Here is a 17821-nt window from a genome sequence, read left to right on the forward strand (position 1 = left end):
GGCCCTTGAGGACACCATCGCCGGCAAGCCGGCTCCTACCGTCATATTTATGCAACCTTACTGACTTAATCTGCCCGCACTTCCTTTGGCTTGAGAAGGTGGCGGCATGATGCTGCGTGCTCTGTACCTGCTGGCACTCTGTAGCGTATTTCCTGTTGTGGCCGTTGCAACCCCCCTGCCCTTTCCCGAACGCGGCCCGGCCTTGCGCATCCAGGGCTCCAACACCATTGGTGCCGCGCTGGGCCCGGCGCTGGTCAGGGGCTTGATGGAGCAACAGGGCCTGAAGGCCGTGTACAGTGAACCGGCGCACCGCCCCAACGAGCAGCGCCTCATCGGCACGAGCCCCCAAGGCAAACGGGTGCAGATAGAAATCGCCGCCCATGGCTCCAGCACCGGTTTTATCGCGCTGAAAAATGCCGAGGCTGACCTGGCTGCGTCTTCGCGCCCGATCAAAGACCGTGAACTGGTGGACCTCGAACCTTTGGGCGACCTGAAAAGCCCTGGCGCCGAACAGGTAATCGCCATCGATGGCCTGGCGATTATCCTGCATCCACACAACCCACTGCAGACGCTGACCATCGAACAACTGGCGGGGATTTTCAGCGGCGAAATCAGCACCTGGGAAGCCTTGGGCGGCAGCGGCGGGAAGATCCGGCTGTATGCCCGCGATGATCGATCGGGCACCTACGACACCTTCAAGGAACTGGTGCTCAGCCGTCGCGGTAAAACCCTCGACAGCACGGCCAAACGCTTTGAGTCCAGCGAGCAACTGTCCGACGCCGTCAGCCACGACTCCCAGGGTATCGGCCTTATCGGCCTGCCCTACGTGCGCCAGGCCAAGGCCGCGGCCATCAGTGACGGTGACTCCCAGGCCATGTTGCCGCTCAATAGCCTGATCGCCACCGAGGACTATCCGCTGTCGCGCCGCCTGTTTTTCTACCTGCCGCCCAATAACACCAACCCCTGGGCCGAGGCGTTGGTGGACTTTGCCCAGAGCGCCCAAGGCCAGGCCATCGTTGCCGCCAATGGGTTTATCGCCCAACAGGTCAAGGCCATCACCGTATTGCCACGGGCGCCGATGCCCGATGCCTACCAGGCCATCGCCCGCGAGGCGCAACGCCTGACCGTGAATTTTCGCTTCGAAGAAGGCAGTGCCAGCCTGGACAACAAGGCGCGCCAGGACCTGGCGCGGGTGGTGGCTTATATAGGCAACCACGACAAACGGGACAAACGGGTCACGCTGGTGGGGTTTGGTGATGCCAAGGATGACCCGCAGCGCGCCGACCTGCTGTCAAAGCTGCGGGCGATGGCGGTGCGTCGGGAATTGGTCAAGAGCGGCGTGGTGTTACGCGATATTCGCGGCTTTGGCGCCGAGATGCCGGTGGCGGCGAACACCGTGGATGAAGGGCGGATCAAGAATCGCCGGGTGGAGGTCTGGGTTTACTGAACACTCCCTGCAGGAGCCGGCTTGCCGGCGATGGCGTCCTCAAGGGCCCCATCGCCGGCAAGCCGGCTCCTGCAGGGTTGTTACTGACCGCTGCGCATCAGCTCTTTAGGCACATATTTGCCAATCTCGAACTTGCCAATCGCCGCCCGGTGCACTTCATCCGGGCCGTCGGCCAGGCGCAGGGTACGCTGCATGGCGTACATATAGGCCAGCGGGAAGTCATTGGACACCCCGGCACCGCCGTGGATCTGGATCGCCCGGTCAATCACCTTCAGGGCCACATTCGGCGCCACGACCTTGATCTGGGCGATTTCACTTTTCGCCACTTTGTTGCCGACCGTATCCATCATGTACGCCGCCTTCAACGTCAGCAGGCGTGCCATGTCGATTTCCATCCGTGAGTCGGCGATCTTGTCGATGTTGCCACCCAGGCGCGCCAGCGGCTTGCCAAAGGCTGTACGGCTGACCGAGCGTTTGCACATCAGTTCCAGGGCGCGTTCAGCCATGCCAATGGAGCGCATGCAGTGGTGGATACGGCCCGGGCCAAGGCGCCCCTGGGCAATTTCGAAGCCGCGGCCTTCACCCAGCAAGACGTTTTCGTACGGCACACGCACGTTGTCGAACAGCACTTCGGCATGCCCATGGGGTGCGTCGTCATACCCGAACACCGGCAGCGGCCGGACGATTTTCACGCCGGGCGCGTCCACCGGTACCAGGATCATCGAGTGTTGCTGGTGGCGCGGCGCATCCGGGTTGCTCAGGCCCATGAAGATCAGGATCTTGCAGCGTGGGTCGCACGCGCCCGAGGTCCACCACTTCTTGCCGTTGATCACCCATTCGTCACCCTGGCGCTCGGCGCGGGCGGCCATATTGGTGGCATCGGAAGAAGCCACATCCGGTTCGGTCATGGCGAACGCCGAACGGATCTCGCCGCGCAGCAGCGGCGCCAGCCAGCGTTGTTTCTGCTCTTCGTTGGCATAGCGCACCAGCACTTCCATATTGCCGGTGTCGGGCGCCGAGCAGTTGAACGGCTCGGGGCCGAGCAAGGATCGGCCCATGATTTCTGCCAGCGGCGCGTATTCCAGGTTGGTCAGGCCAGCGCCCAGTCCGGACTCCGGCAGGAACAGGTTCCACAGGCCTTCGGCCTTAGCGCGGGCCTTGAGTTCTTCCATGATGGCGGTGGGCTGCCAACGATCACCTTCGCTGACCTGGCGCTCGAACACCGGCTCGGCTGGGTAAACGTAAGCCTCCATAAACGCGGTGACGCGTTCACGCAGTTCCTGAACCTTGGGCGAATAGGCAAAATCCATGAGCAGCTCCCTTCTTTGAGAGGTTGTTTAGGTCATGCAATCGATGCTAGAACAGCGCTGATAATTTACCTAGCCTATTCTCGGCGTGTATTAACATTCATCACCGATATATGATCGACGTATGAAAACCTAACAAGAAGAGCGCAACGAAATGAATCTGAGCAAGGTCGACCTCAATCTTTTCATCGTCTTTGACGCGATCTACACCGAAGCCAACCTGACCCGCGCCGGGCAGATCGTCGGCATTACCCAGCCGGCGGTATCCAACGCCCTGGCGCGCCTGCGCGAGACCTTCAACGACCCGCTGTTCGTGCGGACCGCCCAGGGCATGGTGCCAACCCCCATGGCCCAGAACATCATTGGCCCGGTGCGCAACGCCCTGTCGCTGCTGCGGGTGTCGGTGCAGGAAAGCCGGATTTTCAACCCGTTGCAGGCGGCCAAGACCTACCGCATCAGCATGACCGACCTGACTGAAGCCGTGATCCTGCCGCCGCTGTTCCAGCGCCTGCGCCGCCTGGCGCCCACGGTGATCATCGAAAGCTTCCTGTCCAAACGTCGGGAAACCACCAAGGAACTGGCCGCCGGGCGCCTGGATTTTGCGGTGGACGCCCCCCTCAACACCGACCCGCAGGTGCGCCACGTCAAGCTTATGGAAGACCGCTACGTGTGTGCCATGCGAAAGGGGCACCCGATGGCGGGCAAGGAAAAATTCAGCCTGGATGACTACCTGTCGCTGACCCATATCCATATTTCCAGCCGGCGCAATGGCCTGGGCCACGTCGACCTGGCCCTGGGCAAGATGGGCATCCAGCGCAAGATCGCCCTGCGTTCGCAGCATTATTTGATGGCCTCCCAGGTGTTGCAGCAGACCGACATGGTGATGACCGTGCCGGAGCGCTTTGCAAAGCGCAACGATCTGCACTCGTTCAACCTGCCCGTCAATGACGTGCCGCCGGTGGAAACGCACCTGTACTGGCATGAAAGCACCGACCAGGACCCGGCCAACCGCTGGATGCGCGAGCAGATGATCGAGTTGTGCCAGCAGGTCACGGCGCGCGAGAAGAAGCTGGACCAGCAAACACTATGACGCTGTAGGAGCCGGCTTGCCGGCGATGGCGGTTTACCTGATGGCCCATCGCCGGCTAGCCGGCTCCTACAGGGAGGGGATTTGCTTGACGTTTACGTCAAGCAGCCATTAGCGTAGCGCCAAGACCCTCCTTGAGCGCCACCATGAGCACGACCTACAGCATCTCCGACCTGGCCCGCGAGTTGGACATCACCACCCGGGCCATTCGCTTCTATGAAGAACAAGGCCTGCTGAGCCCCGAACGCCGCGGCCAGGAACGTATCTATTCGCCCCGGGACAAAGTCAGCCTGAAGCTGATCCTGCGCGGCAAGCGCATCGGTTTTTCCCTGGCCGAATGCCGCGAATTGATCGAGCTCTACGACCCCACCAGCGGCAATCAAAAACAATTGCACAGCATGCTGGCGAAGATCAGTGAACGCCGTGAGCAACTGGAACAACAGTTGCTGGACATCGAACAGATGAAGCTGGAACTGGACACCGCCGAAGAACGTTGCACCCAGGCCCTGGAACAGACGATCCAGAGCCAGGTCGGCCAACCCCTATAAAAGGTAGATCCCATGTCTCTCCCCTCTTATGTACGCCTGGTCGAAGTCGGCCCGCGCGACGGCCTGCAAAACGAAGCACAGCCCATCAGCGTGGCCGACAAGGTGCAACTGGTGGATACCCTCAGTGCAGCGGGCCTGGGTTACATCGAGGTCGGCAGTTTTGTCTCACCCAAGTGGGTGCCGCAGATGGCAGGCTCGGCCGAGGTGTTTGCGCAGATCCAGCGCAAGCCGGGCGTGGTCTACGGCGCGCTGGCGCCGAACCTGCGCGGGTTCGAGGACGCGCTGGCGGCCGGGGTCAAGGAAGTCGCGGTGTTTGCCGCAGCGTCCGAGGCGTTTTCCCAGCGCAATATCAACTGCTCCATCAGCGAAAGCCTGGCGCGCTTTGCGCCGATCATGGCGGCGGCGCAGCAACATGGCGTGAGTGTGCGCGGCTATGTGTCCTGTGTGCTGGGCTGCCCTTATGAAGGCCAGGTCGCGCCGGAACAAGTGGCCGCAGTAGCCCGAGAGCTGTATGCCATGGGCTGTTACGAAGTGTCTTTGGGCGACACCATCGGCACCGGCACCGCCGGCGCCACACGCCGCATGTTTGAGGTAGTCGGCAAGGACGTGCCACGGGCAAAGCTCGCCGGGCACTTCCATGATACCTACGGGCAGGCCATCGCTAACCTGTATGCCAGCCTGCTGGAAGGTATCGCGGTGTTCGACAGCTCTATCGCCGGCCTCGGCGGCTGCCCTTATGCCAAGGGCGCCAGCGGTAACGTGGCCACTGAGGATGTGCTGTACCTGCTCAATGGCCTGGGCATCGAGACCGGTATCGATATGGACACGCTGCTGGTGGCGGGCCAGCAGATCTGTACGGTCCTCGGCCGCCCCACCGGCTCGCGCGTGGCCAGGGCCCGTAACGCCCGTTGAGTAGCCTGCCCGTGACGATGTGTTACCTCGCGGCTACACATCGGGTAACACGGGAACATATTTTGTCGCATTTTCTGAAGTAAATTTCTCACCAAAAAATCAAGCCATTGATTTTAAACGACTTTATAAAGTTGGCACGGCTCCTGCTATCTCTATGGCATAACAAGAATAAAAAGCACCAAACCTAATAAAAATAAGACGTACCGACTCTGACATAACAAAAACAACACGGCAGAGACGCAGCTAACAGATTTTTTTGGAGAAGATGTGCTTCGCAGGGTACGGCGCAAGCCGCCACTCGCAACCGGGCAGAGAACAATAAAACTACCTCAAGGTAGCTACCCACTGGTTGGATCGCGTGCGAAGAAGCAGATCAGCGCTCAAAAAAATACGTTTGCTCTTGACCCCGGATGGGGGTCGCCAAAAACAGCGGTAAAGGGCCACGGTTGCCAAAAACAACAATAGACCGCCCCTCAATAATAAAAAAAGAGCACGTAACAACAAATTAAAGGGGAGCTTCGGCTCCCCTTTGTGCTGTCTGGGTGAAATGAATGTTGTGAGTCACCCTCTATCCCCTGCGGGAGCGGGCTTGCTCGCGAAAGCGGTGGGCCAGTTGATAAATACTTGACTGATACTCCGCTATCGCGAGCAAGCCCGCGCCCACACAAGCCAAGCCCCACATCAGGTTTGGGCCAGGCCTCAGGTTTCGCTACGCAGTTGCTCGATCGTGATCTCGCGCATGCGAAACTTCTGGATCTTGCCGGTCACCGTCATCGGGAACTCTTCGACAAACCGGAAATACTTCGGCGTCTTGAAGTGCGCAATGCGCCCTTTGCACCAAGTTTGCAGTTCCAGTTCATTGGCTACATGCCCTGGGTGGAATTTGATCCAGGCCACAATCTCTTCGCCATAACGCTCATCGGGAATGCCGATGATCTGCACATCGGCCACCGCTGGATGGGTGAAGAAGAACTCTTCCAGTTCCCGTGGGTACACGTTCTCGCCACCACGAATGATCATGTCCTTGTTGCGCCCGGCGATGCACACATACCCCTGCCCATCCATGCTCGCCAGGTCGCCGGTATGCATCCAGCCGGCATCGTCGATGGCTTCGCGAGTGCCCTCGGGGTTGTTCCAGTAGCCGAGCATCACGCTGTAGCCACGGGTGCACAGCTCGCCGATCTGCCCGCGCGGCACGGTGTTGCCGGCTTCGTCGATGATCTTGCTTTCCAACTGGGGTTGGGTGCGCCCGACCGTGGTCACGCGCCGCTCCAGGTCGTCGTCCGCGCCGGTCTGCAGCGACACCGGGCTGGTCTCGGTCATGCCGTAGGCGATCTGCACTTCACTCATATGCAGGTCGCTGATCACCCGGCGCATGACTTCTATGGGGCAGGTGGAGCCGGCCATGATCCCGGTGCGCAGGGTCGACAGGTCGAACGTGCTGCGTTGCGGATGATCAAGCACGGCAATAAACATCGTGGGTACGCCGTACAGCCCGGTGGCGCGCTCATCGGCCACAGCGGCCAGGGTCAGCAGCGGGTCGAAGCCGTCATTGGGATAGATCATGGTGGTGCCATGGGTGATACAGCCCAGGTTGCCCATGACCATGCCGAAGCAGTGATAGAGCGGCACCGGGATCACCAGGCGGTCCTGCGCGGTCAGGCCCAGGCTTTCGCCGACCATGTAGCCGTTATTGAGGATGTTGTGGTGGCTGAGGGTGGCGCCCTTGGGGAAGCCCGTGGTGCCAGAGGTGTACTGGATATTGACGGCTTGATCGAAGTGCAGGCTGGCGTGGCGGCGGTGCAACTGTTCCGGGGGGATGCCCGCGCCGAGAGTCGACAGTTGCGACCAGGGCAGGAACCCCGAGGGCGGTCGCGCATCCAGGCTGATGACCCCGCGCAATTGCGGCAACAGCCCGCATTGCAACTGGCCGATGCCCTGCTCCGCCAGCTCCGGCACCAGCGTCTGCAGCATGGTGTGATAGTCAGAGGATTTGAACGCACCGGCACAGATCAACCACTGGCAACCCGATTGCTTGAGCACGTACTCCAGTTCGCTGCTGCGGTAGGCCGGGTTGATGTTGACCAGGATCACCCCGAGCTTGGCGCTGGCCACCTGGCTGATACACCACTCGGCGCAGTTCGGCGCCCAGATGCCGAGGCGATCCCCGGCCTGCAGGCCCAGGGCCAGCAGGCCGCGGGCATGCAGGTCCACGGCGTCGGCCAATTGCCGCCAGGTGTAGCGCAAGTGCTGATGGCGCACCACCAGGGCCTCGCCATCCGGGTGCTGCGCCACTGTGCGGTCAAATGCCTGGCCAATAGTCATGGCCAGCAGGGCCTTGTTCTGTGGGCCACGGCTGTAGCTCTGATTCGGTTGATCCATGACGACCCCTATTGTCTTTTTTGTAGGTGGACGGTGCGCCTGCCAGGCGCGAGCTTGACGTTAACGTAAGCTACGATTGACAGTCATGCAACGCAAGTTTACGTTAACGTAAAGGTGATCGCCCAATGGTGTCGCCAGCCCCACAACAATAATGTTTATAGGTGCCCTTCCATGAGTTACCCGACCCTGAACTTCGCCCTCGGTGAAACCATCGACATGCTGCGCGACCAGGTGCAGGCCTTCGTGGCCAAGGAGCTGGCACCACGGGCAGCACAGATCGATATCGACAACCTGTTCCCCGTGGATATGTGGCGCAAGTTCGGTGACATGGGCCTGCTGGGCATCACAGTGCCGGAAGAATACGGCGGTGCCGGCCTGGGTTACCTGGCCCATGTGGTGGCCATGGAAGAAATCAGCCGCGGCTCGGCCTCGGTGGCGTTGTCCTACGGCGCGCACTCCAACCTGTGTGTCAACCAGATCAACCGCAATGGCAACCACGAGCAAAAGCTCAAGTACCTGCCCAAGCTGATCAGCGGCGAGCATATTGGCGCCCTGGCCATGAGCGAGCCGAATGCCGGTTCCGATGTGGTGTCGATGAAGCTGCGCGCCGACAAGCGCGGCAGCGTGTATGTGCTCAACGGAAGCAAGACCTGGATCACCAACGGCCCCGATGCCCACACGTATGTGATCTACGCCAAGACCGACCTGGAAAAGGGCGCCCACGGCATCACCGCATTTATCGTCGAGCGCGACGCCAAGGGTTTCAGCCGCAGCAACAAATTCGACAAGCTGGGCATGCGTGGCTCCAACACCTGCGAGCTGTTTTTCGATGACGTCGAAGTGCCCGAAGAAAATATCCTCGGCGCGCTCAATGGCGGGGTCAAAGTCCTGATGAGCGGCCTGGACTACGAGCGCGTGGTGCTCTCCGGTGGCCCCACCGGGATCATGCAGGCGTGCATGGACCTGATCGTGCCCTATATCCACGACCGCAAGCAGTTTGGCCAGAGTATCGGCGAGTTCCAACTGATCCAGGGCAAGGTCGCCGACATGTACACCCAGCTCAACGCCAGCCGTGCCTACCTCTATGCAGTGGCCCAGGCCTGCGAGCGCGGCGAAACCACGCGCAAGGACGCTGCCGGGGTGATTCTGTACAGCGCCGAACGCGCCACCCAGATGGCCCTCGACGCGATCCAGATTCTCGGCGGCAATGGCTATATCAATGAATTCCCGGCAGGTCGCCTGCTGCGCGATGCCAAGCTGTATGAAATCGGCGCAGGCACCAGTGAGATCCGGCGCATGCTGATCGGTCGCGAACTGTTCAACGAAACCCGCTGAGGGAGTGCACCATGGCCACCCTGCACACCCAACTCAACCCGCGCTCGGCTGAATTCGCCACCAACAGCGCGACCATGCTCAAACAGGTCGACGCCCTGCACACTCTGCTCGCCCAGGTCCAGCAAGGCGGCGGCAGCAAGGCCCAGGAGCGTCATACCTCCCGTGGCAAGCTGCTGCCGCGCGAGCGCATCAACCGCCTGCTCGACCTGGGCTCGGCGTTCCTGGAACTCAGCCAACTGGCGGCGTATCAGGTCTACGGTGAAGACGTCCCGGCTGCGGGCGTAATCGCCGGGATCGGCCGCGTCGAAGGCGTCGAGTGCATGATCGTCGCCAACGATGCCACGGTAAAAGGCGGCTCCTACTACCCGCTGACCGTGAAAAAACATCTGCGCGCGCAAACCATCGCCGAACAGAACCGCCTGCCCTGTATCTACCTGGTGGATTCCGGCGGCGCCAACCTGCCGCGCCAGGATGAAGTGTTTCCCGACCGCGAGCATTTTGGGCGGATCTTCTTCAACCAGGCCAACATGAGCGCCCAGGGCATCCCACAGATTGCAGTGGTGATGGGCTCCTGCACCGCCGGCGGCGCCTATGTGCCGGCGATGGCGGACGAGGCGATCATGGTGCGCCAACAGGCGACCATCTTCCTCGCCGGCCCGCCGCTGGTGAAGGCCGCCACCGGCGAAGTGGTCAGCGCTGAAGACCTTGGCGGGGCCGATGTGCACTGCAAGATCTCCGGGGTGGCCGACCATTACGCCGACAGTGACGAACACGCCCTGGCCCTGGCCCGCCGCAGCGTCGCCAACCTCAACTGGCGCAAGCAGGGACAGTTACAACAGCGCACGCCGGTCGCGCCGTTGTATGCCAGCGAGGAGTTGTATGGGGTGATTCCGGCCGACGCCAAACAACCTTTCGATGTGCGCGAAGTGATTGCACGACTGGTGGACGGCTCGGTCTTCGATGAGTTCAAGGCGCTGTTCGGTACCACATTGGTCTGCGGCTTTGCCCATTTGCATGGCTATCCCATCGCGATCCTCGCCAACAACGGCATCCTCTTTGCCGAAGCGGCGCAAAAAGGCGCGCACTTTATCGAACTGGCCTGCCAGCGCGGGATTCCCCTGCTGTTCTTGCAGAACATCACCGGCTTTATGGTGGGGCAGAAGTATGAGGCCGGCGGTATCGCCAAGCACGGTGCCAAGCTGGTCACAGCGGTGGCCTGCGCCAGGGTGCCGAAATTCACGGTGATCATCGGTGGCAGCTTTGGGGCCGGTAACTACGGGATGTGCGGGCGCGCCTATGACCCGCGTTTTTTGTGGATGTGGCCCAACGCACGCATTGGCGTGATGGGCGCCGAACAGGCGGCCGGCGTGCTGGTGCAGGTCAAGCGCGAGCAGGCCGAACGCAGTGGCCAGGCCTTCAGCGCCGAGGAAGAAGCGCAGATCAAGCAGCCGATCCTCGACCAGTACGAGACCCAGGGCCACCCCTATTACTCCAGCGCCCGCCTGTGGGATGACGGCGTCATCGACCCCTTGCAGACCCGTGACGTGCTGGCCCTGGCCTTGTCTGCCGCACTGAATGCCCCCATCGAGCCGAGCCGCTTCGGCGTGTTCCGCATGTAATTGGAGCTGCACCCATGAGCGATTTCAACACCGTGGAACTGGTGCACGACCCCCGTGGCTTTGCCACGCTGTGGTTGAGCCGGGAAGAGAAAAACAACGCGTTCAACGCCGAAATGATCCGTGAGCTGATCATTGCCCTGGACCAGGTGCAGGCCGACGCCTCCCTGCGCTTTTTGCTGGTGCGCGGGCGCGGCAAGCACTTCAGCGCCGGCGCGGACCTGGCCTGGATGCAACAGTCGGCCGAGCTGGACTACCACACCAACCTCGACGACGCCCGCGAGCTGGCAGAGTTGATGTACAACCTGGCCAAACTGAAGATCCCGACCCTGGCAGTGGTCCAGGGCGCGGCCTATGGCGGCGCGCTGGGCCTGATCAGTTGTTGCGACATGGCCATTGGCGCCGATGATGCGCAGTTCTGCCTGTCGGAGGTGCGCATCGGCCTCGCGCCGGCAGTCATCAGCCCGTTTGTGGTGCAGGCGATTGGCGAGCGCGCGGCACGGCGCTACGCCTTGACCGCAGAACGCTTCGATGGCCGGCAGGCACAGGCCATCGGGCTATTGGCGCAAAGCTATCCCGCTGACGAACTGAACCAGCAGGTCGAGCAATGGACCGCCAATCTGTTGCTCAACAGCCCCGCCGCCATGCGCGCCAGCAAGGATTTGCTGCGCGAAGTGGGTAATGGCGCGCTCACCCCGGCGTTGCGCCGCTACTGCGAAAACGCCATTTCGCGCATCCGCGTCAGTGCCGAAGGCCAGGAAGGCCTGCGTGCGTTTTTGCAAAAGCGTGCACCCAGCTGGCAATCCCAGGAGCCTCGTTCATGACTTCACCGTTGATTACCTGTGTGCTGGTGGCCAACCGCGGCGAAATCGCCTGCCGGGTCATGCGCACGGCCAAGGCGCTGGGCATGACCACCGTTGCCGTGCATAGCGCCACTGACCGCGATGCTCGCCACAGCCGCGAAGCCGATATCCGTGTGGACCTGGGCGGCAGCAAGGCCGTCGACAGCTACCTGCAGATCGACAAGTTGATTGCCGCCGCCAAGGCCAGCGGCGCCCAGGCGATTCATCCAGGCTATGGCTTTCTTTCCGAAAACCCGGGGTTTGCGCGGGCGATTGAAGACGCCGGGCTGATTTTTCTCGGCCCGCCCGCCTCGGCCATCGATGCCATGGGCAGCAAGTCTGCGGCCAAGGCCTTGATGGAAACAGCTGGCGTGCCGTTGGTGCCGGGGTATCACGGCACCGGCCAGGACCTGGAAACTTTCCGCCAGGCGGCCGAGCGCATTGGCTACCCGGTGCTGCTCAAAGCGACTGCGGGTGGCGGCGGCAAAGGCATGAAAGTGGTCGAGGACGAAAGCCAACTGGCCGAAGCCCTGGCCTCGGCCCAGCGCGAAGCACTGTCCTCGTTTGGCAATGCGCAGATGTTGGTGGAGAAGTACCTGATCAAACCGCGTCACGTGGAGATCCAGGTGTTTGCCGACCAGCATGGCCATTGCCTGTACCTCAATGAGCGCGACTGCTCGATCCAGCGTCGCCACCAGAAAGTCGTCGAGGAAGCACCGGCGCCCGGCCTCAGCCCTGCCCTGCGCCAGGCCATGGGCGAGGCCGCGGTGCGTGCGGCCCAGGCGATTGGCTATGTAGGCGCCGGCACCGTGGAGTTCCTGCTGGATGCACGCGGTGAGTTCTTCTTCATGGAGATGAACACCCGTTTGCAGGTGGAACACCCGGTCACCGAGGCCATCACCGGCCTGGACCTGGTGGCCTGGCAGATTCGCGTGGCCCAAGGCGAGCCGCTGCCAATGACCCAGGAGCAGGTGCCGCTGCGCGGCCACGCCATCGAAGTGCGGCTGTATGCCGAAGACCCGGCCAATGATTTTTTGCCGGCCACCGGGCATCTGGCGCTGTACCGTGAATCGGCGCCAGGCCCGGGACGCCGGGTGGACAGTGGTGTCGAGCAGGGCGACGACGTCTCGCCCTTCTACGACCCGATGCTCGGCAAACTGATTGCCTGGGGCGAAGACCGCGAACAGGCGCGCCTGCGCCTTTTGAGCATGCTGGATGAATTTGCGGTCGGCGGCTTGAAGACCAACCTGGGCTTTCTGCGGCGCATCATCGGCCACCCTGCGTTCGCCGCAGCGCAGTTGGATACCGGGTTTATTCCCCGGTACCAGGAGCAACTGCTGCCCGCCCCCAGCGCGTTGAGCGATGAGTTCTGGCAGGCGGCGGGCCATGCATTTATGCAAAGCCAACGGCCTCGGCTGCGGGACGACGACCCCGCCTCGCCCTGGGCTGCCACGCTGGGTTTTCGGGCGGGGCTGCCCGCCGAGACCTCACTGCATGTGAGCTGCGACGGCCAGGACCGCCTGGTAACGCTGCAAACCGCCACCGCGCCGCAACTGCGCGACGAGCACTTGCTGATCGAGGACGCTGGCATACGCCGCTCGCACCTGGCAGTGCGCCATGGGCAGACGCTGTTCCTGCGCTGGCAAGGTGAGATGCGCCGTGTGACGCTGTTTGATCCGATCGCCGCCGCCGATGCCGGGTACGCCCATCAGGGTGGGCTCGCTGCACCGATGAACGGCAGCATCGTACGGGTGCTGGTGGACGTCGGGCAGGCGGTCGAGGCCGGTGCGCAACTGGTGGTGCTCGAAGCCATGAAGATGGAACACAGCATCCGCGCGCCCCACGGGGGGGTGGTCAAGGCGCTGTATTGCCAGGAAGGCGAAATGGTCTGCGAAGGCAGCGCCTTGGTGGAATTGGAGGCCCAGGCCTAGAACTTCACCGTGGCCTGCACTACGACACCGATGATCTGGCAGGCATCGGTCAACAGCGCCTTTGGATAGGTCGGGTTGAGCGGCACCAGGTAACGCTGGCCGCTTTCCTCGATCAACCTGCGAAAGGTCGCCTGACTGCTGCCGGCCCATTGGGCCACCACCAGTTTGCCGGGCTCGGCGTCGAGGGCCGGGTCCACCAGGATCATCATCCCATCGGCGATGCTCGGCCCACTGGGCGCGGTCATCGCATCGCCGGTCACCGGGAGCCAGAACGCTTCGCCGCTGGCGTCGTAGTCGCTGGCCTCAAACTGCACGGCCCCATAGGGCGACCGCGGCTCCTGCACCTGGCAGGGCTGTTTCCAGTCTTTCACGGGGTAGCGAAAATACGGGTTGTATTGGACGACCGGCACGGCTTCATCGCCTGCCGGGGCTTCGGCTTTCTCGCGGATCACCAGCGCGGCTTCCAGATAACCCAGGCCCAGCTCTTCGAGCACCCGGTTCATGTCGGCGAGGCTGGGTACCCGGCGCTTGCCCAACCAGTGGCCAATGCCGCCCTGGGACATGCCCATGCGTGCAGCCAGTTGGTTCTGCGTGACCTTGCGGGCCTTCATGTTGGCTTTGACCAACGCTATCCATTTATCCATGGGGGCAGACAATACCGGGTGTATTCGCGGCGACAATAAACAGTTTGTAGTAATCAATCAAATGACATGAATACAGATCGTATTATTATCAGTCCCACCTGTTCACCTCCCACCCAGAGCACCGACCTTATGACCACAACCCCGGATCACCTGCCTGGCACACCTGACAACGACGAAATAAAGTGCTTGCAGGGCAGCGAAGCCGCCCGACGGGCACTGGATTACTACCTGAAAGAAGATACGGCCCCAGCATCGGGCGATGTAGCCTGGTTCGAGGCCAACCCCACTGTCAGCAGCGAAGAAGCCCTGATCCACGCCTCAGACCTGCTGCGCAGCGCCGCCGCCATCGCGTATGAACTGGCGAACAACAAGCTGGGAGGCCCCAGGGACCTGGCGTTTTCGGTGGTGTACCTGATCGATATGGCCAAGGCCATGCTGGAACGTCCACTGCAACTGCCAGGCGGGAAAACCCCTTGAGCCGATAAGCGTGCAGGAACAGAAGGAAAAATATTTCTATCAGGCAGATAAAAACATTTGACTTGCAAATGATAATGATTATTATTGCAAGCAGCTGGTCGCGAGATCAGTCGATAGACCAAGGGACCTTAGGTCGGACTCTTGGAATATCTCCTCATCAGGCTAATCACGGTTTTTGACCCGGCTCTTTGGCCGGGTCTTTTTTTTGCCAGTTATTCTGGCGTGGCTTCAGGCTAATGAAGACTGTGTGTTGCTTGATGGCGCGCATGGTAGCAAAAGACCATCGCCGAAAGAAAGCCGATAAAGCGCTCTGGCCCGGTTCTTTCCAAATTAGCACTTGAGAATCAATCTCATAGACTCTAAGCTGCTGCTGCGTCACGGATGACGCCCCCTTCCCTCTCGCGTTAATTTGCCCCCAGACTTTCCCCCGTGCCTGTGTAAACTGCCCGCCACAACTCTCATATTCAGGCAATCAGACTATGACCGTGGCCTTGACCTCCATCAAAATCAGCACCGATTTCGACAGCGGTAATATCCAGGTGCTCGACACCAGCGATGCCCACCAGTTGCTGCTGGCAATCAAACCCGATACCCGTAGCCAGCACTTCCAATGGTTCCACTTCAAGGCCGAAGGGATGCACATTGGTCATACCCATACCTTTCGCCTGAGCAACGCCGGCCAATCCTCCTACAAACATGCCTGGAGTGGCTACAACGCCGTGGCGTCCTACGACCATATCAATTGGTTCCGGGTGCCGACGCGCTTTGATGGCGAAACCTTGCACATCGACTTCAAGACCGAGCAAAAACATGCCTGGCTCGCCTACTTCGAGCCCTATAGCCGCGAGCGTCACAATTGGCTGATCGGCCAGGCGCTGAACCGCGCCGGCACGCAATTGCTGGCCACTGGCAAGAGCGTCGAAGGCCGTGATATTCCCCTGCTCCGCCGTGGCAACGGTGACGCGGGGCAGCGCAAAGTGTGGATCATCGCCCAGCAACACCCCGGTGAGCACATGGCCGAGTGGTTTATGGAGGGCATCATCGAGCGCCTGCAACAGGACGGTGATGATGAGTTGAAGAAGCTCCTGGCCGCCGCCGATCTCTACCTGGTGCCAAACATGAACCCGGACGGCGCGTTCCACGGCCATCTGCGCACCAATGCCATGGGCCAGGACCTTAATCGTGCCTGGCAAAGCGCAAGCCAGGAGCAAAGCCCGGAAGTGCTGTTCGTCCAGCAGCAAATGGAGAAATACGGCGTCGACCTGTTCCTGGATATCCATGGCGATGAGGAAATCCCCTACGTGTTTACCGCAGGTTGTGAAGGCAACCCCGGCTACACGCCGCGTATCGAGAGCCTGGAAAAACACTTCCGCAGCCACTTGAGCGCTCTGACACGCGACTTCCAGACGACCCATGGCTACACCCGCGACTTACCGGGCCAGGCCAATATGACCCTGGCATGCAACAGCGTGGGCGAGAAGTTCGACTGCCTGTCCCTGACCCTGGAAATGCCGTTCAAGGACAACAACGACGCGCCCAACCCGCTTACCGGCTGGTCCGGCAAACGCTCCGGACAACTGGGCAAGGACGTGCTGAGCACCGTGGCGGATATGGTTGGCGTGCTGCGTTGACCCTGCCCAGTCCGGGGGCTGGGTTCAGCCCCCCGCCACCTGCCGTACGTACCTCCAAGGTCTGCAAGCCGCCTGTATTGCCGGCCAAAGCCTGACGACAGCGTACCCACCTGGAAGCTCAGTCCTTGCCCAGCATGCTTTGCAGCACGCCATCCCGGCGAACCCAGCCATGGAACAACGCCGCCGCCAGATGCAACAACACCGTGAGAAACAACAAATAGGCGAGATACCCATGGGCCTTGCGCAGCACCGCAAACAACTGGGCATTGGCTGGCTTCACCCCGGTCAGCGCGCGCCTGCTCAGCGCCGACCAGGGCGCGGCGGCGATGGCGCTCTACGAGAACCCACAAGGCCGGCGCATCAGTTTCTATGTTCGTCCACCGGGCCCACAGAACACCTTGTTGCCACGGGGCAGCCGCGGTGCCGATGGGCTCCAGGCCCAATACTGGTCCAGCCCCGGCTACAACTATGCGCTGGTCAGTCCAGAGGACGAGCCAAACACCCAACTGCTCAAGCAAACCCTGAGGTTCTAGGACGCCAACGCCATGTCTTTTCGAGATAATCGCCTGCCCTTGCTCAAACGGCTGCTGGGCAAAAAAACCACCAGCGAGCACGCGCCGGCCATTCACCGGTTCTTCGCGGACAAGGCCCGGCAACAGGGCTATACCCTCAGCCCCAGCCAGTTGCTGGTGATCGACGCCATGGCCCGGCAGGCTGCGCACCTGCTGGCCCAGCGCCCGACCCGCAGCCTGTACCTGCACGGTGCCGTCGGCCGGGGCAAAAGCTGGCTGCTGGACGGTTTTTTCCAGGCCCTGCCGTTGCCGGACAAGCAGCGAGTGCATTTCCACGACTTTTTCGCCCGCCTGCACCGCGGCATGTTTGCCCATCGCCAGCAGGCCGATGCCCTGGCCGCCACCCTGGATCAATTGCTCGACGGCTGCCGGGTGCTGTGTTTCGACGAATTCCATGTGCATGACATCGGCGACGCGATGTTGATCAGCCGGTTGTTCAAGGCGCTGTTCGAGCGGGGCATCCTGGTTCTGCTCACGTCCAACTATCCGCCACAGGGCTTGCTGCCCAACCCGCTGTACCACCAGCGCTTCAAACCCGTGATCGACTTGATCGGCGCACGCATGGACGTCATGCAAATCAGCGCGCCCCAGGACTACCGGGGCTTGCCCCAGAATCACCGGCAGCAGCGCTTCAGCCATGGCCAGTACGTATGGCCCGGCACCCCGACCCAACGCCGCGAACTGCGGGTGCCCGCCACCGATGGCCCGCCCCTGGCCCTGGCGGTCGGCGCGCGGCAACTGCACGTGCGCTGGCAACAGGCGCGCAGCCTGGCCTTGACCTTCAACGACCTGTGTGAACAACCCACTGCCGTGATGGATTACCTGCTGCTGTGCGAGGACTTCGACCACTGGATCATCGACGACCTGCCACGGCTGGACCACTGCCCGATTGCCGTGCAGCAGCGGTTTATCAACCTGATCGACGTGCTGTACGACCAGGACAAGCACCTGACCTTGCTGGGCCAACTGCCGCTGGCCGATGCCCTCGAAGGCCAGGCGATTGACCTGGCGCGCACCCGCAGCCGCCTGGGCCAGTTGCAACAAGTCAGCCCGTTGGCGCTCAAGCCGTTATCATGAGCGCCTTTGCCCT

Annotated in this window: 15 protein-coding genes and 2 pseudogenes; 12 read left to right on the plus strand and 5 right to left on the minus strand. The window is 61.6% G+C overall.

Annotated elements, in window-relative coordinates:
- Nucleotides 1-106: 106 nt before the first annotated feature.
- Nucleotides 107-1447 carry a substrate-binding domain-containing protein gene (locus tag HZ99_RS05765; RefSeq protein WP_038441784.1) on the plus strand — a complete coding sequence of 447 codons (1341 nt, stop codon included), beginning with the start codon at nt 107-109 and terminating at the stop codon, nt 1445-1447.
- 80 nt (nt 1448-1527) lie between these two features.
- Here the strand turns inward: HZ99_RS05765 and HZ99_RS05770 are convergent, their stop codons facing one another.
- Nucleotides 1528-2757: an acyl-CoA dehydrogenase gene (locus HZ99_RS05770; RefSeq protein ID WP_038441785.1), complete on the minus strand. Its 1230-nt coding sequence runs from the start codon at nt 2755-2757 to the stop codon at nt 1528-1530.
- 151 nt (nt 2758-2908) lie between these two features.
- Here HZ99_RS05770 and HZ99_RS05775 point away from each other — a divergent pair, with 151 nt between their 5' ends.
- The 3 genes from HZ99_RS05775 (at nt 2909) to HZ99_RS05785 (ending at nt 5301) form a co-directional block, all read left to right on the plus strand.
- Nucleotides 2909-3844, plus strand: a complete 936-nt coding sequence (locus tag HZ99_RS05775; RefSeq protein WP_038441786.1) for a LysR family transcriptional regulator — start codon at nt 2909-2911, stop codon at nt 3842-3844.
- Between the two features lie 143 nt (nt 3845-3987).
- Nucleotides 3988-4389, plus strand: coding sequence for a MerR family transcriptional regulator (locus tag HZ99_RS05780; RefSeq protein WP_038441787.1), 402 nt, complete (start codon nt 3988-3990; stop codon nt 4387-4389).
- Nucleotides 4390-4401: 12 nt separating this feature from the next.
- Nucleotides 4402-5301 carry a hydroxymethylglutaryl-CoA lyase gene (locus HZ99_RS05785; protein WP_038441788.1) on the plus strand — a complete coding sequence of 300 codons (900 nt, stop codon included), beginning with the start codon at nt 4402-4404 and terminating at the stop codon, nt 5299-5301.
- Nucleotides 5302-6000: 699 nt separating this feature from the next.
- On the opposite strand, the gene HZ99_RS05790 is transcribed toward HZ99_RS05785, so the two are convergent.
- Nucleotides 6001-7683: an AMP-binding protein gene (locus HZ99_RS05790; protein WP_038441789.1), complete on the minus strand. Its 1683-nt coding sequence runs from the start codon at nt 7681-7683 to the stop codon at nt 6001-6003.
- A gap of 171 nt (nt 7684-7854) precedes the next feature.
- Here HZ99_RS05790 and HZ99_RS05795 point away from each other — a divergent pair, with 171 nt between their 5' ends.
- Genes HZ99_RS05795 through HZ99_RS05810 form a run of 4 tightly spaced genes read left to right on the plus strand, consistent with a single transcriptional unit; the run spans nt 7855 to nt 13407 of the window.
- Nucleotides 7855-9018 carry an isovaleryl-CoA dehydrogenase gene (locus tag HZ99_RS05795; protein WP_038441790.1) on the plus strand — a complete coding sequence of 388 codons (1164 nt, stop codon included), beginning with the start codon at nt 7855-7857 and terminating at the stop codon, nt 9016-9018.
- Between the two features lie 11 nt (nt 9019-9029).
- Nucleotides 9030-10637 carry a carboxyl transferase domain-containing protein gene (locus HZ99_RS05800; protein WP_038441792.1) on the plus strand — a complete coding sequence of 536 codons (1608 nt, stop codon included), beginning with the start codon at nt 9030-9032 and terminating at the stop codon, nt 10635-10637.
- Between the two features lie 14 nt (nt 10638-10651).
- Nucleotides 10652-11458 (plus strand): gamma-carboxygeranoyl-CoA hydratase, encoded by an 807-nt coding sequence (locus HZ99_RS05805; protein ID WP_038441793.1) that lies wholly within the window; start codon nt 10652-10654, stop codon nt 11456-11458.
- Nucleotides 11455-13407 carry an acetyl/propionyl/methylcrotonyl-CoA carboxylase subunit alpha gene (locus HZ99_RS05810; protein WP_038441794.1) on the plus strand — a complete coding sequence of 651 codons (1953 nt, stop codon included), beginning with the start codon at nt 11455-11457 and terminating at the stop codon, nt 13405-13407. Before HZ99_RS05805 ends, HZ99_RS05810 begins: the two co-directional genes overlap by 4 nt.
- Here the strand turns inward: HZ99_RS05810 and HZ99_RS05815 are convergent.
- Nucleotides 13404-14051 (minus strand): LexA family protein, encoded by a 648-nt coding sequence (locus tag HZ99_RS05815; RefSeq protein ID WP_038441795.1) that lies wholly within the window; start codon nt 14049-14051, stop codon nt 13404-13406. The genes HZ99_RS05810 and HZ99_RS05815 overlap by 4 nt on opposite strands.
- Before the next feature lie 129 nt (nt 14052-14180).
- Here HZ99_RS05815 and HZ99_RS05820 point away from each other — a divergent pair, with 129 nt between their 5' ends.
- The gene (locus tag HZ99_RS05820) at nt 14181-14528 is read left to right on the plus strand and encodes a DUF6124 family protein (RefSeq protein ID WP_038441797.1); all 348 of its coding nucleotides are present in this window, start codon (nt 14181-14183) and stop codon (nt 14526-14528) included.
- A gap of 166 nt (nt 14529-14694) precedes the next feature.
- Here HZ99_RS05820 and HZ99_RS27640 read toward each other — a convergent pair whose 3' ends face one another.
- A complete protein-coding gene (locus HZ99_RS27640) occupies nt 14695-14907 on the minus strand; it encodes a hypothetical protein (RefSeq protein WP_144243156.1) in 213 nt (70 codons plus the stop codon).
- A gap of 100 nt (nt 14908-15007) precedes the next feature.
- On the opposite strand from HZ99_RS27640, the gene HZ99_RS05825 reads away from it, so the two are divergent.
- A complete protein-coding gene (locus HZ99_RS05825) occupies nt 15008-16159 on the plus strand; it encodes a M14 family metallopeptidase (RefSeq protein WP_038441798.1) in 1152 nt (383 codons plus the stop codon).
- A gap of 118 nt (nt 16160-16277) precedes the next feature.
- On the opposite strand, the pseudogene HZ99_RS05830 reads toward HZ99_RS05825, so the two are convergent.
- Nucleotides 16278-16448: pseudogene (locus HZ99_RS05830) on the minus strand (cytochrome b/b6 domain-containing protein); the annotation flags it as partial.
- Between HZ99_RS05830 and HZ99_RS05835 the strand changes: the two are divergent.
- Nucleotides 16429-16692: pseudogene (locus HZ99_RS05835) on the plus strand (anti-sigma factor family protein); the annotation flags it as partial. The pseudogenes HZ99_RS05830 and HZ99_RS05835 sit on opposite strands and share 20 nt — an antisense overlap.
- Before the next feature lie 12 nt (nt 16693-16704).
- Complete coding sequence (gene zapE, locus HZ99_RS05840) at nt 16705-17808, plus strand: cell division protein ZapE (protein WP_038441801.1); 1104 nt, start codon at nt 16705-16707, stop codon at nt 17806-17808.
- The last annotated feature ends 13 nt before the right edge of the window (nt 17809-17821 follow it).

Source organism: Pseudomonas fluorescens (genome assembly GCF_000730425.1).
Lineage (GTDB): Bacteria > Pseudomonadota > Gammaproteobacteria > Pseudomonadales > Pseudomonadaceae > Aquipseudomonas > Aquipseudomonas fluorescens_X.